This window comes from Pseudoduganella guangdongensis (assembly GCF_009857475.1).
GTDB lineage: Bacteria > Pseudomonadota > Gammaproteobacteria > Burkholderiales > Burkholderiaceae_D > Rugamonas > Rugamonas guangdongensis.
This window is the reverse complement of sequence record NZ_WWCJ01000008.1, coordinates 248,857-271,541: the sequence shown is the minus strand read 5'-3', so window position 1 is coordinate 271,541 and position 22,685 is coordinate 248,857. Positions and strand designations below refer to the sequence as shown.

The window sequence follows — 22,685 nt, the reverse complement described above, 5'->3', positions numbered from 1 at the left end:
GCCGGCCGGAGTGGCGGCGGCGGGCGCGGGCTGGGCGCGCGCGGCGCTGGCTTGCTGCGCAGCGCGTCCGGCGGCCAGCGCGGCGTCGAAATCGTTCAGCAAATGGCGCGGCAGCGAAGCGCGCTCGGGAGCGGCCAGGTGGGCGGCATGCTCGGCGGCCAGGCGTTCGAAGGTGGCGGCATCGGGCTGCTGGCGCAGCACGGCCAGCGCGTCGATCATGGCGCGCTGCAGGGCCACTTGCGCTTCCAGCCGCTCGCCCAGGGCATTGCGCACGTGGGCGAACTCGGCGGCGGCGCCGGGCGCGGCATCGATCACCTTCCATTGCCGGTCCAGGTCGGCCACCTGGTTCGGCGTCAACTTTTCATCAGCCAACAATCGCTGCGCCATGGCAATGCAGGTAGCGGCCTGTTTCTGCTCGGCCTGGGTGTGGCGGATGGCGTCCAGCCGCCCCTGCATGAGCTTGGCGACGCGCCGGTCCGAATTGCGCACGGCGTGCTGGACTTTCTCCAGGGCCTCCTGCGACACGACGTGCTCGGCTGCGGCCAGCCGCACGTCGGCAAACTCGCTGTTGAGGATAAGCTCGACCGCCGCGGCCTCGTCGCCCGCCATATTGCGGGCCAGCTCGGCTTGCGCCGCGCGGCGTTCGGCAGGAGTGCCAAGCGGTGCCTGCGATCCGCCGGCACTCGACTGCCCGGCAACGCTGGCCTGGCTGGCCTGTTGCTTGAAAAGGAACTCAAACATAGTTGGGCTATGAATGGATCAAAACCACCATCATAGCGCAGCGCCGCCCACCCGGGGCGGCGAATGCAGCCACGGCATGTCAGGCCGTGCCTGCAGCGGCGCGATGGGCCGAACGCGTGCGCCGGTGGTAGCGCAGCTTCGGCACAGGAACTGCGACCGCGTCTTCGTCCCGCAGGGAGGCATGCACCTGGCGGGCCTGGGACAAGGCTTTCCTGTCTTTCTCGGCGACAGCGGGCGTGCGGCGCGCTTCCACCACCTGGGCATCGTGCGCCAGGAATTTATTCGCGATATCAAACCATGCCTCGCCGCCAATGGTGCTGCGGGCGATGGCGAACAGCTCCTTCTCTTCCTTTTCCAGGCGCTGCAACAGCACCGTGCAAAAAGTTTCAATCGACGCGCACACGTCGGCCACCTGGCGCTCGCTGGTCTCGTTCGCCTGGTCCAGTTCGCCTTGCAGGCGGCGGATCACGGCCAGCGCCGCCTGGTTCAGGCGACTCAGCTCGTCGAGCAGCTGGTTGGCTTGTTCGGTGGCGTTTTGCAGGGCGGGAATCAGGTACAGCTCGATCTTGCGCCAGTGGCAGGCCTGGTACAGGCGCTCCAGGGTTTCGCACGCGTATTCGAGCTGGGACAGCGTCAGGCGCTGCTGGCGCAGCAGCGTCGATTGCACGTATTTTTGAAACGACAGCAGGCTAAGGCGCACGTTAGCCTGTTCAACGGATAGCGCAACTAATGTGTATGTGGCCGTTAACATTCTTGCTCCCAAAGTTCGCTACGCGGAAACGGAAGTACAAGTGTAAATAAGCCCAACCAGAACGCCTTGACATTCATCAATGTAACGTCACGACGCATTCCCCAATTTAGGAGTTTTTCGAATGCAGCGCAAGGCGAAGATCTACCATACCAGCTTCGCGCGACGGCGTCACGGTTCCGCCAAATCTGCGCATAAGTTGTTGCATTCCGATATTCTCCGACAAGGCCTCGCCCGTGATTTCCCGCGTCCCCCGGCTGCGGAAATAGTCAAGCAATTTCTGGAACAGGATATTTCCCAATCCTTTCCCTTTCAAATCGGAACGCACAATGATGGCGAACTCGGCTTTTTGGTTGTCCGGGTCGGCCACCGCCCGCACCACGCCCAGCGTTTCCGGCAAGCCGTCGGCGCCGGTGCGGGTGGCGATGAAGGCCATGGCGCGGTCGTAGTCGATCTGGGTCAGGCGCGCCAGCTGGGTCGGCGGCAATTCCTTCATGGCGGAGAAGAAGCGCAGGCGCACATCGTCCGGCGCCAGGCGGCTGAAGAAGCGCACGTGGGCCGGCGCGTCTTCCGGGCGGATCGGGCGCAGCACCAGCGGCGCGCCCTGCCACGCGATTTCCTGCTCCAGCTCCTGCGGGTAGGGGCGGATCGCCATGCTGCTTTCCGGCCGGCGCGGGCCGAGCGCGGCGCGCGCGCCGTGCACCTGCAGCACGCCGTCGACCACCGTAACGGGGTCGATTTCCAGCGCGGCGATTTCGCCGATATCGGCCACCAGCTCGGCCACGTGCACCAGGGCGCCGCACAGGATGTCGCGCTCGGCCACCAGGGCGCGGCCGACGCCGGTGCGCCGCAGCATGTCGCGCGCCAGCACGGTGTTAAGCGGCGGCAGGCCGACCGCGCGGTCGTCCACCACGCGCCCCGCGCTGCCGCCCAGCCCGACGCTGATGGCGGGGCCGAAGACGGGATCGAGCTGCATGCCGATGCGCAGCTGCTGCGTGTCCGGGCGCACCACCCCGGCGCCGGCGGGCGCCAGCGGCAGGCCGTAAGCGGCCAGCAGCGCGGCCAGGTCGGCCGGCGCCAGTTCCGCATGGCCGGCGGCGCGCGCCGCTTCCACCACCTGGCGCGCGGCCTGGCGCTCGGGCACCGAGTGGGCCGGCACCTGGCCCGGCACCTCGATCAGCAAGGCCTGGTTGCGCGCGTATTGCACCACCTGGCTGTAGGCGCGCACCGCTTTTTCCGGCGTGTCGTACGTGGGCAGGCCGGCGTCGGCAAAGACCTGGCGCGCGCCGGCCACGGCGGCGCCGCCCAGCCAGCAGGACAGCACGCTGCGCCCGCTTTGCTGCAGCAGCGGCGCCAGGGCCTGCGCCACGCCGGTGCTGGCCGCGGCCGACGAGGGCGCGTGCACCAGCAGCAGCGCGTCGGCGTCCGGGTCGGCCAGCAAGGCGCTGGCCACGGCAACGTGGCGCTCGGCGCTGGCTTCGCCGCCGATGTCGATCGGATTGACCGGCAGCAGCCCGGCCGGCAGCTCGCTGCGCAGGCGCTTGCCGGTCTCCGGCGAGAATTGCGCCAGCTTGCCGTGCACATACTGCAAGGCGTCCGCCGCCAGCTGGCCGGTGCCGCTGCCGTTACTCATGATGGCCAGGCGCGTGCCGCGCGTGGGCCGCGCGCGCGCCACCGTTTCCACCGCGTCGAACAGGTCGGACGAGGAGTACACGCGCAGCATGCCGGCGCGCCGGATCACGGCGTCGTACACCTTGTCGTCGCCGCTGCGGCCGGCCTTCAGCACCACCACCGGCTTGCTGCGCGCGGCCAGGCGCGCCGCCGAAATGAATTTGCGGGCGCAGCTCACCGTTTCGATGTGCATGACGATGGCCGTCGTGTCGTCGTCGGCGGCCAGGTAGTCCAGCATGTCGCCCAGGTCGATATCGCCGCCCGCCACCAGCGACACCACGCGCGAAAAGCCGATGCCGTGCTGGCGCGCCCAGTCCAGCACGGCCGTCATCACGGCGGACGACTGCGCAATAAAGGCGGTCTTGCCCGGCTTGGCGCCGGCGTGGGCGGCGCTGGCGTTCAGGCCGGCCAGCGGCGCCACCAGGCCGATGCCGCCCGGCCCCAGGATGCGCAGCAGGTGCGGCCGCGCGGCGCGCATGAGCTGCTGGCGGATGCTGTCGCTGACCGGGGTCAGGATGATGGCGCCGCGCGTGCCGCGCGCGCCCAGGTCGGCGATCAGTTCGGCCACCGTGTCGGGCGGGGTGCAGATGATGGCCAGGTCGGGCGCGCGCGGCAGGGCCGACAGGCGCGCGTAGCAGGGTATGCCGAGCAGCTTGTCGTACTTGGGATTGACCGGCCAGATGGCGCCGGCAAAGCCGCTTTCGGCCATATTGTTCAGGACCTGGGTGCCCATGCGGTCGGGCCGCAGCGAGGCGCCGAAAATGGCCACCGAGCCAGGGTTGAACAGGCTGTCCATATTCCGGATGCTCATCGGCCTTCCTCCTTACCAGCGCGAGTAGTGGTCTTCCGTCACGCCCGGCAATTGCGTGACGATGCGTTTCGGCGCGTCCGGCGCGCGCCGCACCCAGCCGCTGAAGTAGCCGACCGGCTGGATATAGCGGCTGGCCGCCACCAGCAGCTTGCGGTCCTGCTTGCGCGCGCCATCTGGCGTGAAGAACAGTTCCAGCTGGTCGTCCTCGGTGAAGATGTGCCAGCGCTGCATCGGGTCCTTCGGGTCGAAAATGAAGTGCGCCGGCCCTAACGGTACCACTTCGCCGTCGATCCAGAGCGCGTTCTCGTTGCTGCCGAAGTAGCCGGCCTGCAGGTTGAAGCCCAGCTCCAGGTTGTGCGCCGAGGCCCAGCGCCACGCCGTTTCGCGCGCCAGCAAGCCGTTCGAATAGTCGAAACTGGCCACGCCGCCGTCCAGCGTATAGGCGTCGCGGAAGGTGCGCACTTCGCCGCTGAGCGGCATGCCGGGCGACTTCTGCGTGCCGTGCAGCGCCCCGCCTTGCACCGCGCCGGTGGCCAGCAGCAGCGGCGCGCCCGGCGGGCCGAACTCGGCCTCGATTTCCATGTAGGGGCAGCGCAGCGTGAGCTGGTAGCGCCCGCCGGGCAGCGGCTCGATGCGGATCTGGGTGGCGCGCGTGCGGAACCAGCTCGCCGCGCCGGCATGCTCGCCCACGCTGGCCGAGAGCCGGCCGGGCAAGCCGTCCTGCGAGAAGTTGGCCATCATGTCGCTGTCATTGCGGTCGAAGACGTAGGCAAAGCAGGTGCTGGTCCAGCCCAGGTCGACGATGGCGACGGCGGCCATCACCTGCTCCGAGACCAGCGACACGTAGTGCCATTTCTTGTGATGGAAGCGGCGCCACAAGGCGCCGCGCGCGTACTCGCCGGCCAGCAGGTGCCAGTCGAAGGCTTGCGCGGCGCCGGCAAAGCGGCCCAGTTGCGGCACGCCGTCGCTGCCGACGACGCGGGCGGGTGCGCCTGGCAATGTCATTGTTCTACTCCTTGTTCATCCAGTTCGGCTTGCAGCGTGGCGGCAAAGCCGGGCGGTTCGCTGGCGGCGGCCTGCACGCGCGGGCAGCCATGCCAGTTGGCCAGGCGCTGGATGGCGCCGGCCACGTCGCGCACGAAACGGTCCGTGGCGCGCACGCCCGGTTCCAGCGCCACGTTCTTCAGTTCAAATACGCCGGCGCCACGGTGCGCCTTGGCGTCGATGCGGCCCACCAGCGCGCCGCGGCGCAGGATGGGCAGGGTGAAATAGCCGTAACGGCGCTTGTCGGCCGGGGTGTAGCACTCCAGCCGGTAGTCGAAACCGAACAGTTCCAGGGCGCGGCGGCGGTCCCATACCACCGGGTCGAACGGCGACAGGATGGTGGTCGCCGTGGGCCTCAAGGCGCCGTCGGCGGCGGCCCGCGCCAGCTCGCCCAGGTCGGGATGGATGTAGACCGGGTCCTGCCAGCCCTGCACGCGGGCGCGCAGCAGCGCGCCCGCCCCGGCCAGCGCTTCCAGGTCCGGCCGCGGCGGCTTGCTGCGGTAATAGTCGGCCACCCAGGCGCTGCGCGCCAGGCCCAGGGCGCGCACGGTTTTCAGCGCCAGCTCGCGCCGCGTCTCCTCCATGGCCGGCATCTGGCTGTCATGCCAGCCCGGCAGCACGCGCTCGGCCAGGTCGTACACGCGCTGGAAGTTGTGGCGGCGCGCGATCATCAGTTCACCGGCGGTGAACAGCACTTCGAGCGAGCGCTTCTCCGGCTTCCATTCCCACCAGCCGCCGCCTTTGCCGTCGGTGCGCTCGAAATCGGCCGAGCGCACCGGCCCATGGCTGCGGATATGTTCCAGCACGCGCTCAACGTCGGCGCGCCGATCGCGCATCCACTTCTCGGAGTACTTCCAGCCCATGGCGCCGGGATCGACCATGCGATGGCGCAGCAGGCGGTAATCTTCCACCGGCACGAAGCAGGCCTCGTGCGCCCAGTACTCGAACAGCGCACCTTCGGCCAGGTGCTCCTCCAGCCAGGGCTGGGGGTAGTCGCCCAGGCGGCTCCACAGCACCAGGTAGGGGCTGCGCGCCACCACGTGGATGGTGTCGATCTGCAGCACGCCCATGCAGCGGATGGCGTCCAGCACGTCCGCCTTCTGCGCCTTGCGCCGGCGCGGCTGCAGCAGGCCCTGGGCCGCGAGGTGCAGCGCGCGCGCCGCGGCCAGGCTGAAGGTCAATTCGGTCAAGACTCGGTTTCCTGTGACGGGGGAACGGCTATTCTAATAGCTTATTGTCAGTATTTCTTGGCATTTTGCGAAGGATGGTCGCCGCAAAGCAGCAGGCCCCAGATTTTTTTGCCCGGCGCGCCGGGATTGAGTGCAGAATACGCTGGTGCCCCCTTATTCGGACCAGGACAATTGACGACCCCCGCTTCCCCTGCCCGCCAGGTCATGCGCAGGTTGTACCGCATGATACTGCTGCCATCTTTCACCCTGGTCTTATTGGTGATCATGTGGGCCGACGTTTTCTATCAATTAAAAGAGGAAGCGGAAAGCGCCCACTACGACGCCGTGCAGCATAGCCATTCGCTGGCGCGCACGCTGGCCGAGCATTCCGGCCACCTGCTGCGCCAGGCCGACCACGCGACCCAGCTGTTCAAACTCAAGTTCGAGGAAACCGACGGCAAGCTGCGCCTGCCGGAATTCGTCAAGCGCGGCGGCCTGCTCGATTCAGTCATGCCATCGCGCCTGCAGTTGCCGATCGCCCTGATCGACGCCAACGGCAAGCTGGTGGACAGCCTGCACGGCCTGTTCCCGGCCAACGCCGCCAACCAGGCCTATTTCAAAACACTGGCCACCACGGCCGGCGATGCCGCGCTTGTAACCAACCCGATGGTTGACCCGCTAACCAAGAAGTGGCAAATCCAGATTGCGCGCCGCCTGGACGACAAGGCCGGCAAGTTCGCCGGCGCCATCGTGCTGATGATCGACCCTGTCTATTTCGTGGAGGACTACGACCGCATGCACGTGAAGGAAGGCGGACTGGTCATGCTGATCAGCCGCGACACGGCGCTGGCCACCGGTCGCATCGACGAAAAGGTGTTCATCAGCGACAGTATCGACTACGTGGCGCCGGCCGACCCGATCAACCTGCCCGAGGAACTGCTGCTCAAGACGCCGGTCGACAAGATCGACCGCATCTACGGCTTCCGCGACATGCCGCGCTACTCGCTGACGGCGGTGGTGGGCGACGCCAAGGCGCATGCGCTGGCCAAGTTCTATACCCAGCGGCGCCTCTACTACCTGGTGACGGCCGTCGTTTCCGTCGTGGTGCTGGCGTTCTCCTTCCTGCTCACGCGCCAGGCGCGGCGCCTGCGCGAAAGCATACGCGAGTCGACCGAGGCGCGCGAAAAGCTGCACGCGGCGGTGGACGCCAGCCTGGATGCCCTGTTCCTGATCAAGGCGTGCAGAAAAGGGGGCGGCGGCGGCGAGATCATGGACTTCACGCTGGTGGACGTGAACGAGCGCGGCGCGCGCATCCTGGGCTACGCCTCCGATGACGCGTTGGGCAAGCGCATGGGCGACATGCTGCCGCGATGGCACAGCGAGGGACTGTTCGACAAATGCCTGGGGGTGCTGCGTACCGGGGAACCGCTGGAGGAGGAGTTCGAGTCCACCGTCTTCGGCGAACATATGTGGCTGCGCCACCAGATCGTGGCGATCGAGGACGGCGTCGCCGTCACCGCGCGCAACATCACGGAGCGCAAACGCTCGGAGCTGGCGGTGCGCCAGAACCAGGCCGAGCTCCAGGCGGTCAACGACGCCTCTCCGCTTGGCCTGGTGCGCGCCGACGCGGACGGCAAATGCAGCTATGTCAACCGCACCTTCGAGGCCATCACCGGCATGCCGCGCGAGCAGGCCCTGGGCGACGGCTGGCTGCAGGCGGTGCATCCGAACGACCGCAACATGCTGCTTGCCTCGCTGCGCCACCTGAACCAGACGCAGCAGGCTTTCCAGGAAACGCTGCGCTGCGTGCACCCGGACGGCAAGATCGTCTGGACCTCGATCAAGGTGGCGCCGATCGTGGTCGACAATATGGTAAGCGGCTATGTCGGCACGCTGGACGACATCACCCTGGTGCGCAAATCGGTCATGGCGCTGCGCGAAAGCGAGTCGCGCCTGCGCACCATTGCCGACACCCTGCCGGCCATGATCGCCTACATCGATTTCGAGGAGATCTACCGCTTCCACAACCTGGCCTACGAGCGCGAGTTCAGCAAGACCGGCCTGCACGTGACCGGCCGCACCGTGCTGGAAACGGTGGGCGAGAAGCGCTATGCCGTGCTGCAGCCCTATATCGCGCGCGCCCTGGGCGGCGAAACCCTGACCTTCGAGGAGGAGGACGAAAGCGGCGACTACCCGCGCACCTTCGACGTGGTCTACATCCCCCAGCTGGACGAGGATGGCATCACCGTGGTCGGTTTCCACGTGATGCGGCAGGACGTGACGGCGCAAAAGCGCGAGAAGCAGCGCTTGCTGCGCCTGTCCCAGGTCGACGCCCTGACCGGGCTGACCAACCGCGCCGGCTTCCTGCAAAAGCTGAACGAAAGCATGGCCGCCTGCCGCGAAAGCGGCGGCCTGATGGCCGTGATGTACCTCGACATCGACCGCTTCAAGCCGGTCAACGACACCTATGGCCATGCGGTGGGCGACGCCCTGCTCAAGGCTTTCTCGGCGCGCCTGTCGAACACCGTGCGCGCCAGCGACACGGTGGCGCGCCTGGGCGGCGACGAGTTCACCATCATCATGGACCGCATCTCCAAGCCGGAAGACGCAGCCACCACGGCCGCCAAGATCGTGCATGCGATGCAGCAGACCTTCGAACTGGATGGCGTGCTGGCCAACGTCTCCACCAGTATCGGCCTGACGTACTACCGGGCGGAGGACGTGAGCCCGGCGGAATTGCTGAAACGGGCCGACTTGCTGCTGTACGAGGCAAAGCAGGCCGGCCGCAACACCTTCCGCAGCGGCGCGCCGATGCCGGAGCTGCGTTCCCCGAACGCGGCCTGACGCAGATCAAGACAGGGGCGTGTTGTTTGCGCTATATTTGCGCTTCCCACGCCTAGCTTTACATTCCATGCGCCTGCTGCACACTTCCGACTGGCACCTTGGCCAGTCGCTGCATAATTTTGACCGCCACTACGAGCACCAGTGCTTCCTCGACTGGCTGCTGGAGACCATCGTCTCCGAGCAGGCGGATGCCTTGCTGGTGGCGGGGGATATTTTTGACAACGCCAATCCGTCAGCGGCCTCGCAGCGCCAGTTGTATACCTTCCTGCAGCAGGCCCGCGCGCGCGCGCCGCAGCTCGATATCGTGGTCATCGCCGGCAACCACGACTCGCCGGGCCGCCTGGAGGCTCCCGGACCGCTGCTGGAAGCGCACGGCACCACCGTCATCGGCTACCCGCACCGCGACGCCGACGGCGCCATCGCCATGGAACGCATGCTGGTGCCGCTGACCGGCAAGGACGGCCAGGTTGCTGCCTGGGTGCTGGCCGTCCCCTTCCTGCGCCACGGCGACGTGCCGCGCCCCGCCGCAGCGCCCGCGCCATCCGCCGATTCCGCTGCCGACACGCCGGCCGGCGACGCCAGCCCGCCCGCGCCGCAACCCGACCCCTACCTGGCCGGCATCGCCGAGCTATACCGTCAGGCCATCGCGCTGGCCGCCGCGCGCGCCGCCGACGGCCAGGCCATCGTCGCCATGGGCCACTGCCACATGGTGGACGGCACCATGTCGGCCGACTCCGAACGCCGCATCGTCATCGGCGGCACCGAGATGCTCCCCGCCGGCATCTTCCCCGCCCCCATCGCCTACGCCGCCCTCGGCCACCTGCACCTGGCGCAGCAAGTCGGCCCGCACGCCCACATCCGCTACTGCGGCAGCCCGATCCCGCTCTCGTTCGCCGAGACCAATTACCCGCACCAGGTCCTGCGCATCGACTTCGACGGGCCGAAGCTCAGCACCGTCACAGCCTTGCCGATCCCGCGCGCCGTCCAATTGCTGCGCATTCCCGCCAAGCCCGCCCCGCTGGAAGAAGTGAGCGCCGCCCTGGCAGCGCTCGACCTGCCGGACGCGCCGCTCGCGCAGCAACCCTTGCTGGAAGTGCGCATCCTGCTCAACGCCCCCGAACCCGGCCTGCGCGCCAGCATTGAGAAAGCCCTGGAAGGCAAGCCGGTACGCCTGGCCAAGATCGAAACCAGCAGCGCCGCCCGCGCCTCCTTCGAACAAGCCGCCATCTCGCTCGACCAACTGGCAACGCTACAGCCGGACGACATTTTCAAACGCCTGTACCAGCAGCGCTACGGCAGCGACGCCCCGCCCGACCAGCTAGCCGCCTTTGCGGAACTGGTGCAGCCATGAAGGTCCTGCGCATCGCCGGCAAGAACCTTGCCTCGCTGGCCGACGAATTCTCGGTCGACTTCACCGCCCAGCCGCTGTCCGACGCCGGCCTGTTCGCCATCAGCGGCCCCACGGGCGCCGGCAAGAGCACCCTGCTGGACGCGCTCTGCCTCGCCCTGTACGACGACACCCCGCGCCTGCACAAGGCGGTTGGCAAGACGCCCGATGTCGGCGACCCGGTCTCCTCGCAAGACCCGCGCACCCTGCTGCGGCGCGGCGCCGCCGAAGGCTGGGCCGAAGTCGACTTCGTCGGCAACGACGGCCTGTCCTACCGGGCCCGCTGGAAAGTCTGGCGCGCCCGCAGCAAGGCCGCCGGCGCCCTGCAACCGAGCGCCATGTCGCTGCAAAAGCTGCCCGGCCTGCAGCCGCTGGGGCACACCAAGACCGAAGTCATGGCCGAAATCGCGCAGCGCATCGGCCTTAGCTTCGAACAGTTCACGCGCGCCGTGCTGCTGGCGCAGAACGAGTTCTCGGCCTTCCTGAAAGCCCCCGACGATGAACGCGGCACCCTGCTCGAAACGCTGACCGGCAGCGGCATTTACAGCGACATTTCAAAGCGCGCCTTCGAACGCTGGCGCGCCGAGGAACTGGCCCTGAAAACGCTGACCGCCGGCCTGGCCAACCAGCAGCCGCTGGCGCCCGAACAGCGCGCCGAAGTCGCCGCCCAGGCGCAAGCGGCCGACGCCGCGCTGGAAGCAGCGGCGCAGCGTGTCGCCGCCTTGGAGGCCGACCTGCGCTGGCACCAGCAAGCCGCCCGCCTGGCCGCTGCCGTGCAACAAGCGCAGGAAGCCTGCCAGCAAAAACAGGCCGAATCCGATGCCGCCGAAACGCGCCGCGCCACGCTGGCCCAGCTCGACGCGGTGCAGCCGGCGCGCGCGCTCAATGATGATATCGTGCGCCTGGCCGCCGAACGCAGCGCCGCCCAAGCGGCGCTCGCCGTAGCCGAACAGGAAGCCGAACGCACCCGCCTCGCGCTGGAAGTCTTGAACGGCGACGTGCAGCAAGCCCTTGCCGCCGCCGGCGCGGCGGAAAGCGCGCAGCAGGCTGCCGCGCCCCAGCTCGACCAGGCCAAGGTGCTCGACACGCGCCTGTTAGCGTTGCAAGCAGCCTTCAGCCAGGCGGCCGCCGCGCGCGACAGCGCCGCCCAGGCCGACGCCGCCGCCCTGGCGACCCTGCGCGCCAGGGACGAGCAGCAGCAAACACTGGCGCGCGAGCAGGAGGCAGGCCAGCAGTGGCTCGCCGCCCACGAACACTGGGCCGCGCTGGCCCGCGACTGGCCGCGTTGCGACGTGCTGTTCACCCAGGCACGCGAGCAGGCCGCGCGCGCCGAGCAGCAATCCCAGTCGCTGGCGGCGGTGCAGGAAGCCACCGCGCGCCAGCGCCAGGACGAAGCACATGCCCGCAGCGGCCTGGAAGCGGCCGCCGAGCGCCTGCGCCAGGCCGAGGCCCAGCGCGCGCAGGCCGGCGCCGCCCTGGCCGGCATCGACGCCGAAGCCCTGGCCGTCCAGCGCCAGCAACTCGACCAGCGCCGCGCGCAGTTGGCCGACGCCGGCGCCGCCTGGCAGGAACTGGCGCAACTCACCGAACGCCAGCAGACGCTGGCCGCGCGCAGCGCCGCCCAGCAGGCCGCGCGCGACAGCGCCGAGCAGGAAGCCGGCGCCGCGCGCCAGGCCAACCTGGCCCTGGTCGCCGCCTCCACCCAGGCCGAACGCGCGCTGAAGCTGGCCGAAGCGGCCACCGGCGAAAGCGTGGAAGAGCTGCGCGCCGCGCTGCAGGACGACGCCCCCTGCCCGGTGTGCGGCGCCCGCGAGCACCCCTACCGCCACGAGGACGGCCCGCTGCAAACCATGCTGGCCCAGCTCCAGGCCGAAGTACACGACTGCCGCGACAAGCTGCAGCGCAATATGAAATACGAAGCCGAGCAGCAGGCGCGCTGGCAATCGAGCGTCGAACAGCTCACCGCCCTCGCCGCCGAGCAGCACGGCATCGCCACTGCCCTCGCCAGTGCCCAAGCGCGCTGGCAGGCCCGCAGCAGCGCCCTGTTCACCACCGACGACGCCGGCGACGACATCCCGGCCTGGCTGGCAGCGCAGGATAGCGCCCTGCAAAGCGCCCTGCGCGCGCTGGAAGCCCAGGAGCAAACCCAGCGCCGCGCCAGCCGCGCGCGCGAAGTCGCGCAAACCGCCTGCGAGCAAGCCGCCGCCGAATGCCAGCGCCACCAGCAAGCCCTGGCCGCCGCGCAAACCGCCCTGGCCCAATCCACCGCCCAGCAGCAGGCCCTGGAAGCGCAACGCATCGACACCGCCCTGCAAATCGCCGCCCTGCTCGACCAGCTCGACGCACCGCAAGGCGGCAGCGGCTGGCAGGACGAATGGAAAGCAGGCCCGGCCCGATTCCACGAGCAGCGCAGCCGCGAAAGCAAGCAATGGCAGGCGCAGCGCCAGGCCTGCGACGAACGTTCCAACGCCCTCGCCGCCCTCGCCACCGAACTGCAAACCCTGCGCGCGGCCCAGGAACGCAGCAACACCGAAGCCCGCAACGCCCAAGTGGCAAGCGCCGCCGCGCAAGCCGCGCTGGCCGCCGCCCAAGCCGAACGCCAGGCCCTGTGGCAAGGCCGCCCCGTGCGCGAAGTCGAAGCCGGCCTGCGCAACGCCATCGAACAAACCCGCAGCGCGCTGCAGGCGCGCCAGGAGTCGGCCCAGCAAGCGGCCCAGCAACGCACCCGCGCCGACGAAGCCCTGGCGCAAGGCCGCCAACGCCTGGCCGCGCTGCAAAGCGCCGCCGCACTAGCCGAGGCCCGCCTGCAAGCCTGGCTGGCCGAAGGCCACGCCCCCGGCATCGACAGCATGGACGCCCTGCGCGCCCTGCTCGCCCACCCGCAGCAAGCCATCCGCGACGAACGCACGGCGCTGCAAGCGATGGCGCAAGCCCTGGCCTCCGCCAAGGCGGTGCACGCCGAACGCGCCGACCAGCACGCGCAACACCTGGCCAGCGCCGCCCCCGGCGACCAGCGCGGTGCCGCCGATATCGAACAGGCGCTGCAAACAGCCCAGGAGGAGCGCCAACAAGCGCACGACCAGGCCGCCGCCCTGAAACTGCAGCTGGCGCAGGACGACGCCCGCCGCAAGGCCGCGCAGGGCCTGCTGGCCGACATCGCCAGCCAGCAGGAAACGGAACGCCGCTGGGCCCAGCTCAGTGAATTGATCGGCTCCGCCGACGGCAAGAAATTCCGCAACTACGCCCAGCAATTCACCCTGGACGTGCTACTCGGCTACGCCAACGCCCACCTGGCGCAGCTGGCGCCGCGCTACCAGCTGGAACGCATCGCCAACCCGCTCCAGCCCTCGCTCGGGCTGCTGGTGCGCGACCTGCACATGGGTGATGAGAAGCGCTCCGTGCACTCGCTGTCCGGCGGCGAATCCTTCCTGGTGTCGCTGGCCATGGCGCTCGGCCTGGCCTCGCTCTCTTCCAACCGCGTGCGCGTGGAATCGCTGTTCATCGACGAAGGCTTCGGCAGCCTGGATGCGGAAACCCTGCGCGTCGCCATGGACGCGCTGGACGGCTTGCAGGCCATGGGAAGAAAAGTCGGCGTCATCTCCCACGTGCAGGAAATGACCGAGCGCATCGCCACCCGTATCGTGGTGCAGCCCGCCGCCAACGGCAGCAGCGCAATCTCAGTCAGCTAGGCGCCAGGCGCGCTCGTCCTGCTCGGCGCGCGCCATCTCCCAACCCAGCTCGCGGCGGATCTGCTGCGGGTCGGGCAACGGGCGGCGCTCCTCCTGGCGCGATTGCATCCAGTGGCGCACGGCTTCCTTGCTTGGTTGCTTGGGCTGTTCCATCGTAAACCTCCATCGGGGTGACGGTCACCCCTTCAACGCCGGCGCCGGCCGCGCGTTGACCGGCAATTTGTTATGATGTGTAAATGGGCATCGGTGCCATTTCATCGTCGACCAGCTACGCGCCGCAGGCCAGCGCGCCTGCGCGGCAGCGCACGCCCGCCGAACCCGAACTCTCCCCCGAAGACCAGGCCAAAGTCGAGCAGCTCAAGGCGCGCGACCTGGAAGTGCGCCAGCACGAGCAAGCGCACCTGGCCGCCGCCGGCGGCCTGGCCACTTCCGGCGCCAGCTACACTTACCAGCGCGGCCCGAACGGCGTGAATTACGCCGTCGGCGGCGAAGTCAATATCGACACCTCGCCCGGCCGCACGCCGGAGGAAACCATGGAAAAAGCGCGCCAGATCCAGGCCGCCGCCCTGGCCCCGGCCGAACCGTCCAGCCAGGACCGCAGCGTGGCCGCGCGCGCCGCCCAGATGCAGCAGCAAGCCCAGGCCGAGATTTCAGCCAAGCAACAAGAAGTGGCCCGCGCCTACGGCCAATCCGGCTCCCAATCTACGATCGATGTCTTTGCCTGATAAAATCGACCTTTTGCCCGGAGTCTGGCCCCATGTTGCTGAAAGCCCCACGCACCCTGACCTTCAAATGCGTTAAATGTTCTAAAGCAGTAAAAGTTTCACTACAGAAAACCTCTGCCTGCTCCCACATCACGCCTTATTACGGCGTCTGCGCCTGCGGCGAAGTCAAACTGCACGCCACCGGCGCACCGGATGCGGTAAAGTCTTATCTCGAATCCAACGGTCTGTGGTCGCACCACCATTGATCTGCCTCAAGAAATCCGGAAATTTGCCGTATCAGGGGTAGCACCCTAAAGGTTTCTTATCATGAACAACCTGAACTCCATCGGCCCACGCTCGTTCCAGAACAGCTCGTTGACCCCGGCTTTGCAGCCGCAGGGCGGCAAGTCGTCGCGCGCCAACGCGCTCAAGGAACTGAGCCCAGACACCCCGGTTTCGCTGTCGAGCGGCGCCGTCGACCTGCAAAAGCGGGTCGACCGCCTCGGCAATAAGACAGTGGACATGGCGCAGAACCTGATCGGCAGCTTTGCCCAGAAATTGCTGGGCGATGATGCCAAAGGTGCAACAATCGATTTCGATTCGATTGAACTGGAAGCCAGTTCCAGCTTTGCCGCCGGCGCCCTGCGCAGTGAAGGGGCGAACGGCATCACCCAGGCCCTGGGCTTCAGCCTGAACGAAGACTCGCACTTCATCGGCAAAGGCACCATCACCACCGCCGACGGCCGCAAGCTGGACTTTGAAGTCGAGATCAAATACGAAACCAGCCTGACCGCCGCAGCGGCCAGCAGCGTGCCGTCGCGCCGCCAGGAAATGGCCGAACAAAACCCCGCCATGCCGCTGCCGGAAGTCGAGTTCCCGGACATCGACTTCCCGGGCAGCCTGGCCGACCTGTTCCGCCTGATGGACCGCAATATCAGCGCCGCCCTCAAGCAGCTGGGCGACGACGGCCAGGAGCAGGAAGCGGGCAACCTGAGCATGCGCCTGCTGAAGATGGTGGATGCGGAAACCCCGCTCGACAGCTACCTGCCGCCGAACGCCAGCGACAAGGCCAAGGCTTACGGCCGCCTGCAGGCCGAGCCAGGCCAGGCCGCCGAGCTGGCGCAAGCCGCCAAAGCCGCGCGCGACGCCGCCAAGGGTGGTGCCATCGACCCGCCGGCAGAGCCTGCAGAGCCGCCGGTGGAGACTGCCCCTGCAGCGGACGCGGCCCCGGCACCAATCGGCTCGCCTGCCGCGACGGCCGACGCCCCGGCATCGAAGGAGCCGCCTGCCGCATAAGGCCGCGTATAATGACGCATCCTGACGAAACCGCCTTTTCAGGCGGTTTCGTCGTTTACCGGGCAAATAAATGCAAGAAATCCACTGGACAGAACAAGGCGAGCCGCGCTCCGCGCGCTGGCATTCCGAATCCGGCAATCCGCCGCCAAAGCGCGTGCAGGTCGCCGACGACACCATGAACGCCGACGTCGCCTACCGCCTCGCCTGCGAAGGGACCGCCCTGCTGTGGCGCGGCGACTTCCAGAACGCGCGCCAGCTGCTGCAGGCGCTGGCGCGCCGCGCCGACCATAAGAAGAGCAAAGGCGGCAAAGGCAGCAAGGCACGCGCCGAAAAGGCCCCGGCCAGCGCCACCGAAGCCTTCCACCTGCACCGCCAGGCCCAATCGCAGCGCGCCCGCACCCTGGCCATGCTGCTGATCCCCTTCGAGCCGGGCTACCGCATTCCACTGCGCCGCGCGCCGGACGTGGCGCTGGCCTGCAACGAAGCCTACGGCCGCGGTGACGACGCCTTCGTCATCTCCCTGCGCGAGCTGCTGGGCCTGGTCGGCGCCCACGAATGGCGCAAAGCCGGCGTGGCCGTGGCCGCGCTGGGCGAACGCATCCACCCGCACTACGGCGTGTTCTCGCCGGTACGCGGCGAGTATGTGCAACTGGTGGCCGACGCCCCCCTGCCGCGCGGCGCCAACGAGCTGGCCTTCGACATCGGCGCCGGCACCGGGGTGCTGTCCGCCGTGCTCGCCAAGCGCGGCGTCAAGCACGTGGTCGCCACCGATATGGACAAGCGCGCCCTGAGTTGCGCCCGCGACAATATTTCCCGCCTGTTGCTGGAGGGTCAGGTTGAGCTGCTGGAAGCCGACCTGTTCCCGGCCGGCCAGGCGCCCCTGGTCGTATGCAACCCGCCCTGGGTGCCGGCCCGCCCCAATTCCTCGGTGGAAGCGGCGGTATACGATCCCGACAGCCGCATGCTGCGCGGCTTCCTGTCCGGCCTGAAAACCCACCTCACGCCCGGCGGCGAAGGCTGGCTGATCATGTCCGACCTGGCCGAACACCTGGGCCTGCGCACGCGCGCCGAGCTGGAAGAATGGATCGCCGCCGGCGGCCTGAAGGTACTCGGCCGCCTGGACGCCCGTCCGGTCCACCCCAAGGCCAGCGACGCCAGCGATCCCCTGCACGCCGCCCGCGCCGCCGAGGTGACTTCCCTGTGGCGTTTAGGCGTCGCATAAATCGTCCTTGCGGAACCGTACAAGGCGAGCTATAATGCTTGCCTCAGACGCGGGGTGGAGCAGTCTGGCAGCTCGTCGGGCTCATAACCCGAAGGTCACAGGTTCAAATCCTGTCCCCGCAACCAGATTCTAAAAAGCCGTTGATTCCGAAAGGATCAACGGCTTTTTTTCATTCCAGCAGCGCCCGCCGGCGCTTCGCCTCATGCATCGCCTCGCGCGCCTGCAGCGCGTAAGCCTGCGACAACGCCTTGCACACCTCCAGCGCGGCAGGCAGCACATCCGGCGACATCTCCGCCGCGCCGCTGCTGACGGCACGCTCCACGATCGCCGCATGTGAAGACTGCATGCGCTCCATCAGCAGCGCAGCGCGCTCCCGATCCCCCTCCGGTGCAGCCAGGCTACGCGGCAACTGCGGATTCTTCAACTCCGCGATCATGCCCTCCGCCAGCGCGCGCCACGCGTCGCGATCCGCCCCGCGCGCCACCGACTGCACCGCGTTGGCCACCAGCGCCTGACGCACTTGCGCCAACTCCCGCTCCAGCGCGGCAATGCGATCATCCATCGTTACTCCTTGCAAAACTTGCATGATAGCCCAATGGACAAGGGCCAGCTTGCCCCGGCCAAGCGCCAGCCCTACAATTCGGCATGACCATTCACCCGCGCCTACTGGCAGCGCTTGTCCTTGCCCTGCCCCTGCTCACCCCCCGTGCCCACGCCGATTCGTCCGGCGCCGGGCTGCCGCAAGCCCAGTCCCAGGCCGAGACGCTCAATGCCAACATCCTGGCCAGCAGCAGCGCCACGCTGGCCCTGGAACAATGGTGCGCCGCGCACGCCATGGCCACCCCCGCGCGCATCGTCGCCCGGCTACAGCGCGGCAACGAGCAAGCCGCCAGCGCGGAACAGCGCACCCGCCTGGGCGTGGACGCACACACTGTCGTGAAGCACCGCCGCGTGCACCTCTATTGCGGCGACCACCTCATGTCCGAAGCCGACAACTGGTATGTGCCCAGCCGCCTCAGCGCCGAGATGAACCGCCTGCTGGAAGAAACCGACACACCCTTCGGCAAGGTAGTGCAGCCGCTGGCGCCTTACCGCCGCACGTTCGCCGCACGCAACCTGTGGGCCGCCGACGCACAGGAGGTGCCCGCCGCCCTGTTCGAGCACCGCGCCGTGCTCTACACCGCCGCGCACCAGCCGATTGCCGAAGTGCGCGAAAGCTACCAGCGCGGCGTCCTCGCCTTCCGCTGACAGGGTTGCCCGTGTTACAATCCGCCGGTTTGACAAGTGAAGCCCGACTGATTCAGCCGGGCTTTTGTTTTCTGCGGCTGATCATGAGAGATAAAAAAGACAACGCGACAATCGACCTGCCCGGCTTCGAGCCAGCAGCGCCGATGGCACCGGAAGCCAAGCTTCCGCCGCCACCGCGTGTCCGCCGCGCGCCCCGCAAGCAAGAGCAGATGGATTTGCTCGGCGAGCTGGGCCCCACCGATGCCAGCGGCCTGCCGATCTGGCAAAATGACCCCAACCTTGATTTGAGCGGCCTGCCGATCTGGCGCCGAGACTGAATATGACCTCTTTCGCCACCCTGCCGCTGTCCGAAGCCTTTCTCGCCAACCTGGACTCGCTGGGCTACCGCGAAATGACGGACATCCAGGCCCAAAGCCTGCCCGCGGTGATGCAAGGCCGCGACCTGATCGCGCAAGCCAAGACCGGCAGCGGCAAGACCGCCGCCTTCGGCATCGGCATGCTGTGCAGCCTGAACACCGCCTGGTTCGCCGTGCAAGGCCTGGTGCTCTGCCCCACCCGCGAACTGGCCGACCAGGTGGCGGGCGAGCTGCGCCGCCTGGCGCGCTGCGTGCCGAACGTGAAGATCGTGGTGCTGACCGGCGGCACCCCGATGCGCCCGCAAATCGCCTCGCTGGAATTCGGCGCCCACATTATCGTGGGCACCCCGGGCCGCGTGCGCGACCACCTGTCGCGCGAGACGCTCGACCTGTCCACCGTGCGCACCCTGGTGCTGGACGAAGCCGACCGCATGACCGATATGGGCTTCTACGACGAGATCGCCGGCATCGTGAAAGCCTGCCCGAAACGCCGCCAGACCCTGTTGTTCTCCGCCACCTACCCGGACGATATGCGGCAGGCCACGGAAGCCTTCCTGGCCGACCCGCTGGAAATCACGGTGGAAGCGCAGCACTCCAGCAGCAAGATCGAACAGCGCTTCTACGAGATTGGCTTCGATGAACGCGACCGCGCTGTCGGCAAGCTGCTGCGCGTTTACCAGCCGGCGTCCGCCATCATCTTCTGCAACACCAAGGTGCACTGCAAGGAGCTGCTGGACGAACTGCGCGCCGAAGGCTTCTCCGCCCTCGCCCTGTACGGCGAACTGGAACAGCGTGAGCGCGACGAGGTCCTGGTGCTGTTCGCCAACCGCAGCTGCTCGATCCTGATCGCCACCGACGTCGCCGCGCGCGGCCTGGACATCGCCAACCTGGAAGCGGTGATCAACGCCGACGTATCGCGCGACACCGAGGTGCACATCCACCGCATTGGCCGCACCGGCCGTGGCGGCGAAAAAGGCCTGTCGCTGACGCTGTGCGCGCCGAACGAGAAAAAGTGGGTCAAGCTGATCGAGGAATACCAGAACGCGCCGGTTGAATGGCACGACCTGAAAGCGCTGGGCGACGACGAATACGCCAACGCCGAACCGGCACCGATGCTGACCCTCTGCATCTCCGGCGGCAAGAAAGAGAAGCTGCGCGCCGGCGACGTACTGGGCGCCCTGTGCGGCGATGGCGGCCTGGTCAAAGAGCAGGTCGGCAAGATTGCCGTTACCGAATTTCAGACCTATGTCGCGCTCGACCGCCGCATCGCCCACGCCGCATTCGACCGCCTGAAAGCCGCCAGCACGATGAAAGGCGGCGACTTCGGCAGCTTCAAAGGCCGCAACTTCAAGATGCGCTTCATTGAAGTCTAAAAATGTCCGCCTTGGGGTCAGGAAGAAAAGTGGACATTTCCAAAAGAAATGTCCACTTTTCTTCCTGACCCCAATACGGACATTTTCTAGGGGCGGATGGAGACGCTAGGCGGGAATTGGGGAGCGCGGCGGATCTTGGTGGCTTGCTCGAAGGCGTAGGCCATGCCGATCAGCATCGCTTCGCTGTAGGCGGTGCCGACGAATGAGAGGCCGACCGGTAAGCCGCGCACGTAGCCTGCGGGGACCGTGACGTGCGGGTAGCCGGCCACCGCGGCGGGGGATGAGAAACTCTTCGGGTAGTGGTCGCCGTTGATGAAGTCGGTCAGCCAGGCGGTGCCATCCGTCGGCGCCACCAGGGCGTCCAGTTCGTGCGCTTTCAATACCAGGTCAATGCCCTCTTCGCGCGAGTAGCGGTGGTTGTTGGCCAGCGCTTCCTGGTACGCCTTGCTGTCCAGGCCCGGCTTGGCTTCCGCGCGCTCCAGGTATTCCTGGCCGAAGTATGGCAACTCCAGTTGCGCGTTCTGCTTGTTGAAGGCGATCAGGTCGGCCATGTTCTTGACCTTGGCGTCTGGCGCGTAGTCGCGCAAGTAGGCGGCTAGGTCAACCTTGAATTCGTGCAGCAGCACTTCGGTTTCGCTGTCGCCGTATTTTTCCGTGTTGGGCACCTGCACATCAACCAGGATCGCGCCCTGCGCTTTCAAGGCCTCCAGCGCTTTCTCCACCTCCGCATCGACGCCGTCGCTGCCGCCGAAGAAGTTGCGGGCGACGCCAAGCCGCTTGCCGCGCAGGCTGTCGGTCTTGAGTGCTGCGGCGTAGTCGGCGGCTTTGCCGGCACCATCTTGCGTGGCGGGGTCGGAAGGATCGACGCCGGCCATTGCCGCCAGCATCAGGGCGGCGTCGGAGACGCTGCGCGCCATCGGGCCCGCCGTGTCCTGCGAGTGGGCGATGGGGATGATGCCGCTGCGGCTCACCAGGCCAAGCGTGGGCTTGATGCCGACCAGGCCGCAAATCGATGCGGGCGAGACGATGGAGCCGTCGGTTTCGGTGCCCACCGCCAGCGTCGCCAGCCCGGCCGCAATGGCGGCGCCGGAGCCCGAACTGGAGCCGCTGCAATTGCGGTCCAAGGAATAGGGATTGCGGGTCAAACCGCCGCGCGCACTCCATCCGCTGACGGAGTGGCTGGAGCGCATATTCGCCCATTCACTAAGATTGGTCTTGCCGATGATGACGGCGCCCGCTTCGCGCAGCTTGGCGGCGACATGGGAATCGCGCGCGGCGCGCACGCCGGCCAGCGCCAGCGAGCCGGCAGTGGTGCTCATGCGGTCGGCGGTGGCGATATTGTCCTTCAGGAGCACCGGGATGCCGTGCAGCGGCCCGCGCAGCTTGCGCTGCAGGCGTTCGCGGTCCATCTCGCGCGCGATCTTCAGCGCTTCGGGATTGATTTCGATGACGGCGTTGATGCGCGGGCCGGCTTTGTCGATCGCGTTGATGCGGGCCAGGTATTGCGAGGTCAGCGAGTGCGAGGTCAGCTTGTTGGCCGCCATCAGTTCCTGTTGCAGCTGGACGCCGCCATCCAGCACCGACGGCACCGCCGCTTGCGTGCGCGGCACAGTCGCTGCGCCGCCGGCAGCCAATCCCAACTTCACGAAACCCCGTCGATCCATTTGGTACGCCCTCTTTTGTTTAAACAACAGCAGAAATCAAAAGGATACCAGCAGTTTGCAAGTAAATAATACTGTCAGAAAGTAAAAAAGCCCGCAAAAGCGGGCTTTTCATTGCGAGTTTGCAACAGATCTTGCGATATTAACCGCGAACGACCTTTTTGAACTCGTGGGTACGGGTGTCGATCTCGACCACGTCATCCTGGGACACGAACAGTGGCACCTGGATGGTGAAGTTGCGGCCTTCGATGGAGTTTTCCAGCTTGGCTTCTTTGGTCACGTTACCGGAGGTGTTGCCTTTAACAGCTGGCTCCGAGTAAATGATCTGGCGCGCGATGGTGGTTGGCAGTTCAACCGAGATGGCTTTGCCGTCGTAGAAGACAGCTTCGCATTCCATGCCGTCTTTCAGGTAGTTGACGGCGTCGCCCATGTTCTCTTCTTCGATTTCGTACTGGTTGTACTCTTCGTCCATGAAGACGAACAGTGGGTCAGCGAAGTAGGAGTAGGTCACTGGCTTCTTGTCCAGAACGACCACGTCGAACTTGTCATCGCCGCGGAACACGTTTTCCAGCGGAGCGCCGGTCAGCAGGTTCTTCATCTTCCATTTGTAGGTGAAGCCAGTGCGGGACGAGCCGTTGACGTCGGAACGCAGAACGATGAATGGCTTGTCTTCAACCATGATGATGTTGCCGACACGAATCTCTTTTGCGAATTTCATAGC

At 67.2% G+C, this 22,685-nt stretch carries 19 protein-coding genes, 1 tRNA gene and 1 pseudogene; 11 read left to right on the top strand and 10 right to left on the bottom strand.

Features of this window, described 5'->3' with window-relative positions; all coding sequences use genetic code 11:
• From GTP41_RS13670 to GTP41_RS27170, 6 genes and pseudogenes are all read right to left on the bottom strand, one after another.
• A pseudogene (locus GTP41_RS13670) lies at window positions 1–741 on the bottom strand (DUF349 domain-containing protein); the annotation flags it as partial.
• A gap of 79 nt (window positions 742–820) precedes the next feature.
• Window positions 821–1,408 (bottom strand): hemerythrin domain-containing protein, encoded by a 588-nt coding sequence (locus GTP41_RS13665; protein WP_371867354.1) that lies wholly within the window; start codon window positions 1,406–1,408, stop codon window positions 821–823.
• Window positions 1,409–1,598: 190 nt separating this feature from the next.
• Window positions 1,599–3,971, bottom strand: a complete 2,373-nt coding sequence (locus tag GTP41_RS13660; protein WP_161026113.1) for a bifunctional acetate--CoA ligase family protein/GNAT family N-acetyltransferase — start codon at window positions 3,969–3,971, stop codon at window positions 1,599–1,601.
• Between the two features lie 12 nt (window positions 3,972–3,983).
• The gene (locus GTP41_RS13655; RefSeq protein WP_161026112.1) at window positions 3,984–4,976 is read right to left on the bottom strand and encodes a DUF2804 domain-containing protein; all 993 of its coding nucleotides are present in this window, start codon (window positions 4,974–4,976) and stop codon (window positions 3,984–3,986) included.
• Window positions 4,973–6,205, bottom strand: a complete 1,233-nt coding sequence (locus GTP41_RS13650) for a winged helix-turn-helix domain-containing protein (RefSeq protein ID WP_161026111.1) — start codon at window positions 6,203–6,205, stop codon at window positions 4,973–4,975. The genes GTP41_RS13655 and GTP41_RS13650 overlap by 4 nt, the downstream gene beginning before the upstream one ends.
• Window positions 6,206–6,252: 47 nt before the next feature.
• The gene (locus GTP41_RS27170) at window positions 6,253–6,471 is read right to left on the bottom strand and encodes a hypothetical protein (RefSeq protein WP_202419736.1); all 219 of its coding nucleotides are present in this window, start codon (window positions 6,469–6,471) and stop codon (window positions 6,253–6,255) included.
• Between GTP41_RS27170 and GTP41_RS13645 the strand changes: the two genes are divergently transcribed.
• The 3 genes from GTP41_RS13645 (at window position 6,470) to GTP41_RS13635 (ending at window position 14,104) form a co-directional block, all read left to right on the top strand.
• Window positions 6,470–9,028 (top strand): sensor domain-containing diguanylate cyclase, encoded by a 2,559-nt coding sequence (locus tag GTP41_RS13645; protein ID WP_229502844.1) that lies wholly within the window; start codon window positions 6,470–6,472, stop codon window positions 9,026–9,028. The two genes, GTP41_RS27170 and GTP41_RS13645, sit on opposite strands and share 2 nt — an antisense overlap.
• 67 nt (window positions 9,029–9,095) lie before the next feature.
• Complete coding sequence (locus GTP41_RS13640; protein WP_161026110.1) at window positions 9,096–10,379, top strand: exonuclease SbcCD subunit D C-terminal domain-containing protein; 1,284 nt, start codon at window positions 9,096–9,098, stop codon at window positions 10,377–10,379.
• On the top strand, window positions 10,376–14,104 hold the full coding sequence (locus tag GTP41_RS13635) for an AAA family ATPase (protein WP_161026109.1): 3,729 nt from the start codon (window positions 10,376–10,378) through the stop codon (window positions 14,102–14,104). The genes GTP41_RS13640 and GTP41_RS13635 overlap by 4 nt, the downstream gene beginning before the upstream one ends.
• Here the strand turns inward: GTP41_RS13635 and GTP41_RS27165 are convergent.
• On the bottom strand, window positions 14,093–14,257 hold the full coding sequence (locus tag GTP41_RS27165) for a hypothetical protein (protein WP_202419731.1): 165 nt from the start codon (window positions 14,255–14,257) through the stop codon (window positions 14,093–14,095). The two genes, GTP41_RS13635 and GTP41_RS27165, sit on opposite strands and share 12 nt — an antisense overlap.
• Window positions 14,258–14,340: 83 nt before the next feature.
• Between GTP41_RS27165 and GTP41_RS13630 the strand changes: the two genes are divergently transcribed.
• The 5 genes from GTP41_RS13630 to GTP41_RS13610 all read left to right on the top strand — a co-directional run bounded on the left by GTP41_RS13630 (window position 14,341) and on the right by GTP41_RS13610 (window position 17,451).
• The gene (locus tag GTP41_RS13630) at window positions 14,341–14,829 is read left to right on the top strand and encodes a putative metalloprotease CJM1_0395 family protein (protein ID WP_161026108.1); all 489 of its coding nucleotides are present in this window, start codon (window positions 14,341–14,343) and stop codon (window positions 14,827–14,829) included.
• 32 nt (window positions 14,830–14,861) lie between these two features.
• Entirely contained in the window at window positions 14,862–15,074 is a 213-nt protein-coding gene (locus GTP41_RS13625) for a hypothetical protein (RefSeq protein ID WP_202419730.1), read from the top strand.
• 61 nt (window positions 15,075–15,135) lie between these two features.
• Complete coding sequence (locus GTP41_RS13620) at window positions 15,136–16,104, top strand: hypothetical protein (protein ID WP_161026107.1); 969 nt, start codon at window positions 15,136–15,138, stop codon at window positions 16,102–16,104.
• A 70-nt stretch (window positions 16,105–16,174) separates the two neighbouring features.
• The gene (locus GTP41_RS13615) at window positions 16,175–17,326 is read left to right on the top strand and encodes a methyltransferase (protein WP_161026106.1); all 1,152 of its coding nucleotides are present in this window, start codon (window positions 16,175–16,177) and stop codon (window positions 17,324–17,326) included.
• A gap of 48 nt (window positions 17,327–17,374) precedes the next feature.
• Window positions 17,375–17,451: transfer RNA gene (locus GTP41_RS13610), tRNA-Met, on the top strand.
• Window positions 17,452–17,495: 44 nt separating this feature from the next.
• Here the strand turns inward: GTP41_RS13610 and GTP41_RS13605 are convergent.
• Entirely contained in the window at window positions 17,496–17,888 is a 393-nt protein-coding gene (locus GTP41_RS13605; RefSeq protein WP_161026105.1) for a hypothetical protein, read from the bottom strand.
• Window positions 17,889–17,971: 83 nt separating this feature from the next.
• Here GTP41_RS13605 and GTP41_RS13600 point away from each other — a divergent pair, with 83 nt between their 5' ends.
• From GTP41_RS13600 to dbpA, 3 genes are read left to right on the top strand one after another with little or no spacing between them, the layout of a single operon-like run.
• Window positions 17,972–18,574 (top strand): hypothetical protein, encoded by a 603-nt coding sequence (locus GTP41_RS13600; protein ID WP_161026104.1) that lies wholly within the window; start codon window positions 17,972–17,974, stop codon window positions 18,572–18,574.
• An 11-nt stretch (window positions 18,575–18,585) separates the two neighbouring features.
• Window positions 18,586–18,891: a hypothetical protein gene (locus tag GTP41_RS13595; protein WP_229502843.1), complete on the top strand. Its 306-nt coding sequence runs from the start codon at window positions 18,586–18,588 to the stop codon at window positions 18,889–18,891.
• Between the two features lie 2 nt (window positions 18,892–18,893).
• A complete protein-coding gene (gene dbpA / locus GTP41_RS13590) occupies window positions 18,894–20,303 on the top strand; it encodes an ATP-dependent RNA helicase DbpA (RefSeq protein WP_161026103.1) in 1,410 nt (469 codons plus the stop codon).
• Between the two features lie 86 nt (window positions 20,304–20,389).
• On the opposite strand, the gene GTP41_RS13585 is transcribed toward dbpA, so the two are convergent.
• Together GTP41_RS13585 and GTP41_RS13580 are read right to left on the bottom strand one after the other, a co-directional pair.
• Entirely contained in the window at window positions 20,390–21,967 is a 1,578-nt protein-coding gene (locus GTP41_RS13585) for an amidase (RefSeq protein WP_161026102.1), read from the bottom strand.
• Window positions 21,968–22,106: 139 nt separating this feature from the next.
• The gene (locus tag GTP41_RS13580; RefSeq protein WP_161026101.1) at window positions 22,107–22,682 is read right to left on the bottom strand and encodes an elongation factor P; all 576 of its coding nucleotides are present in this window, start codon (window positions 22,680–22,682) and stop codon (window positions 22,107–22,109) included.
• Window positions 22,683–22,685 lie beyond the last annotated feature (3 nt).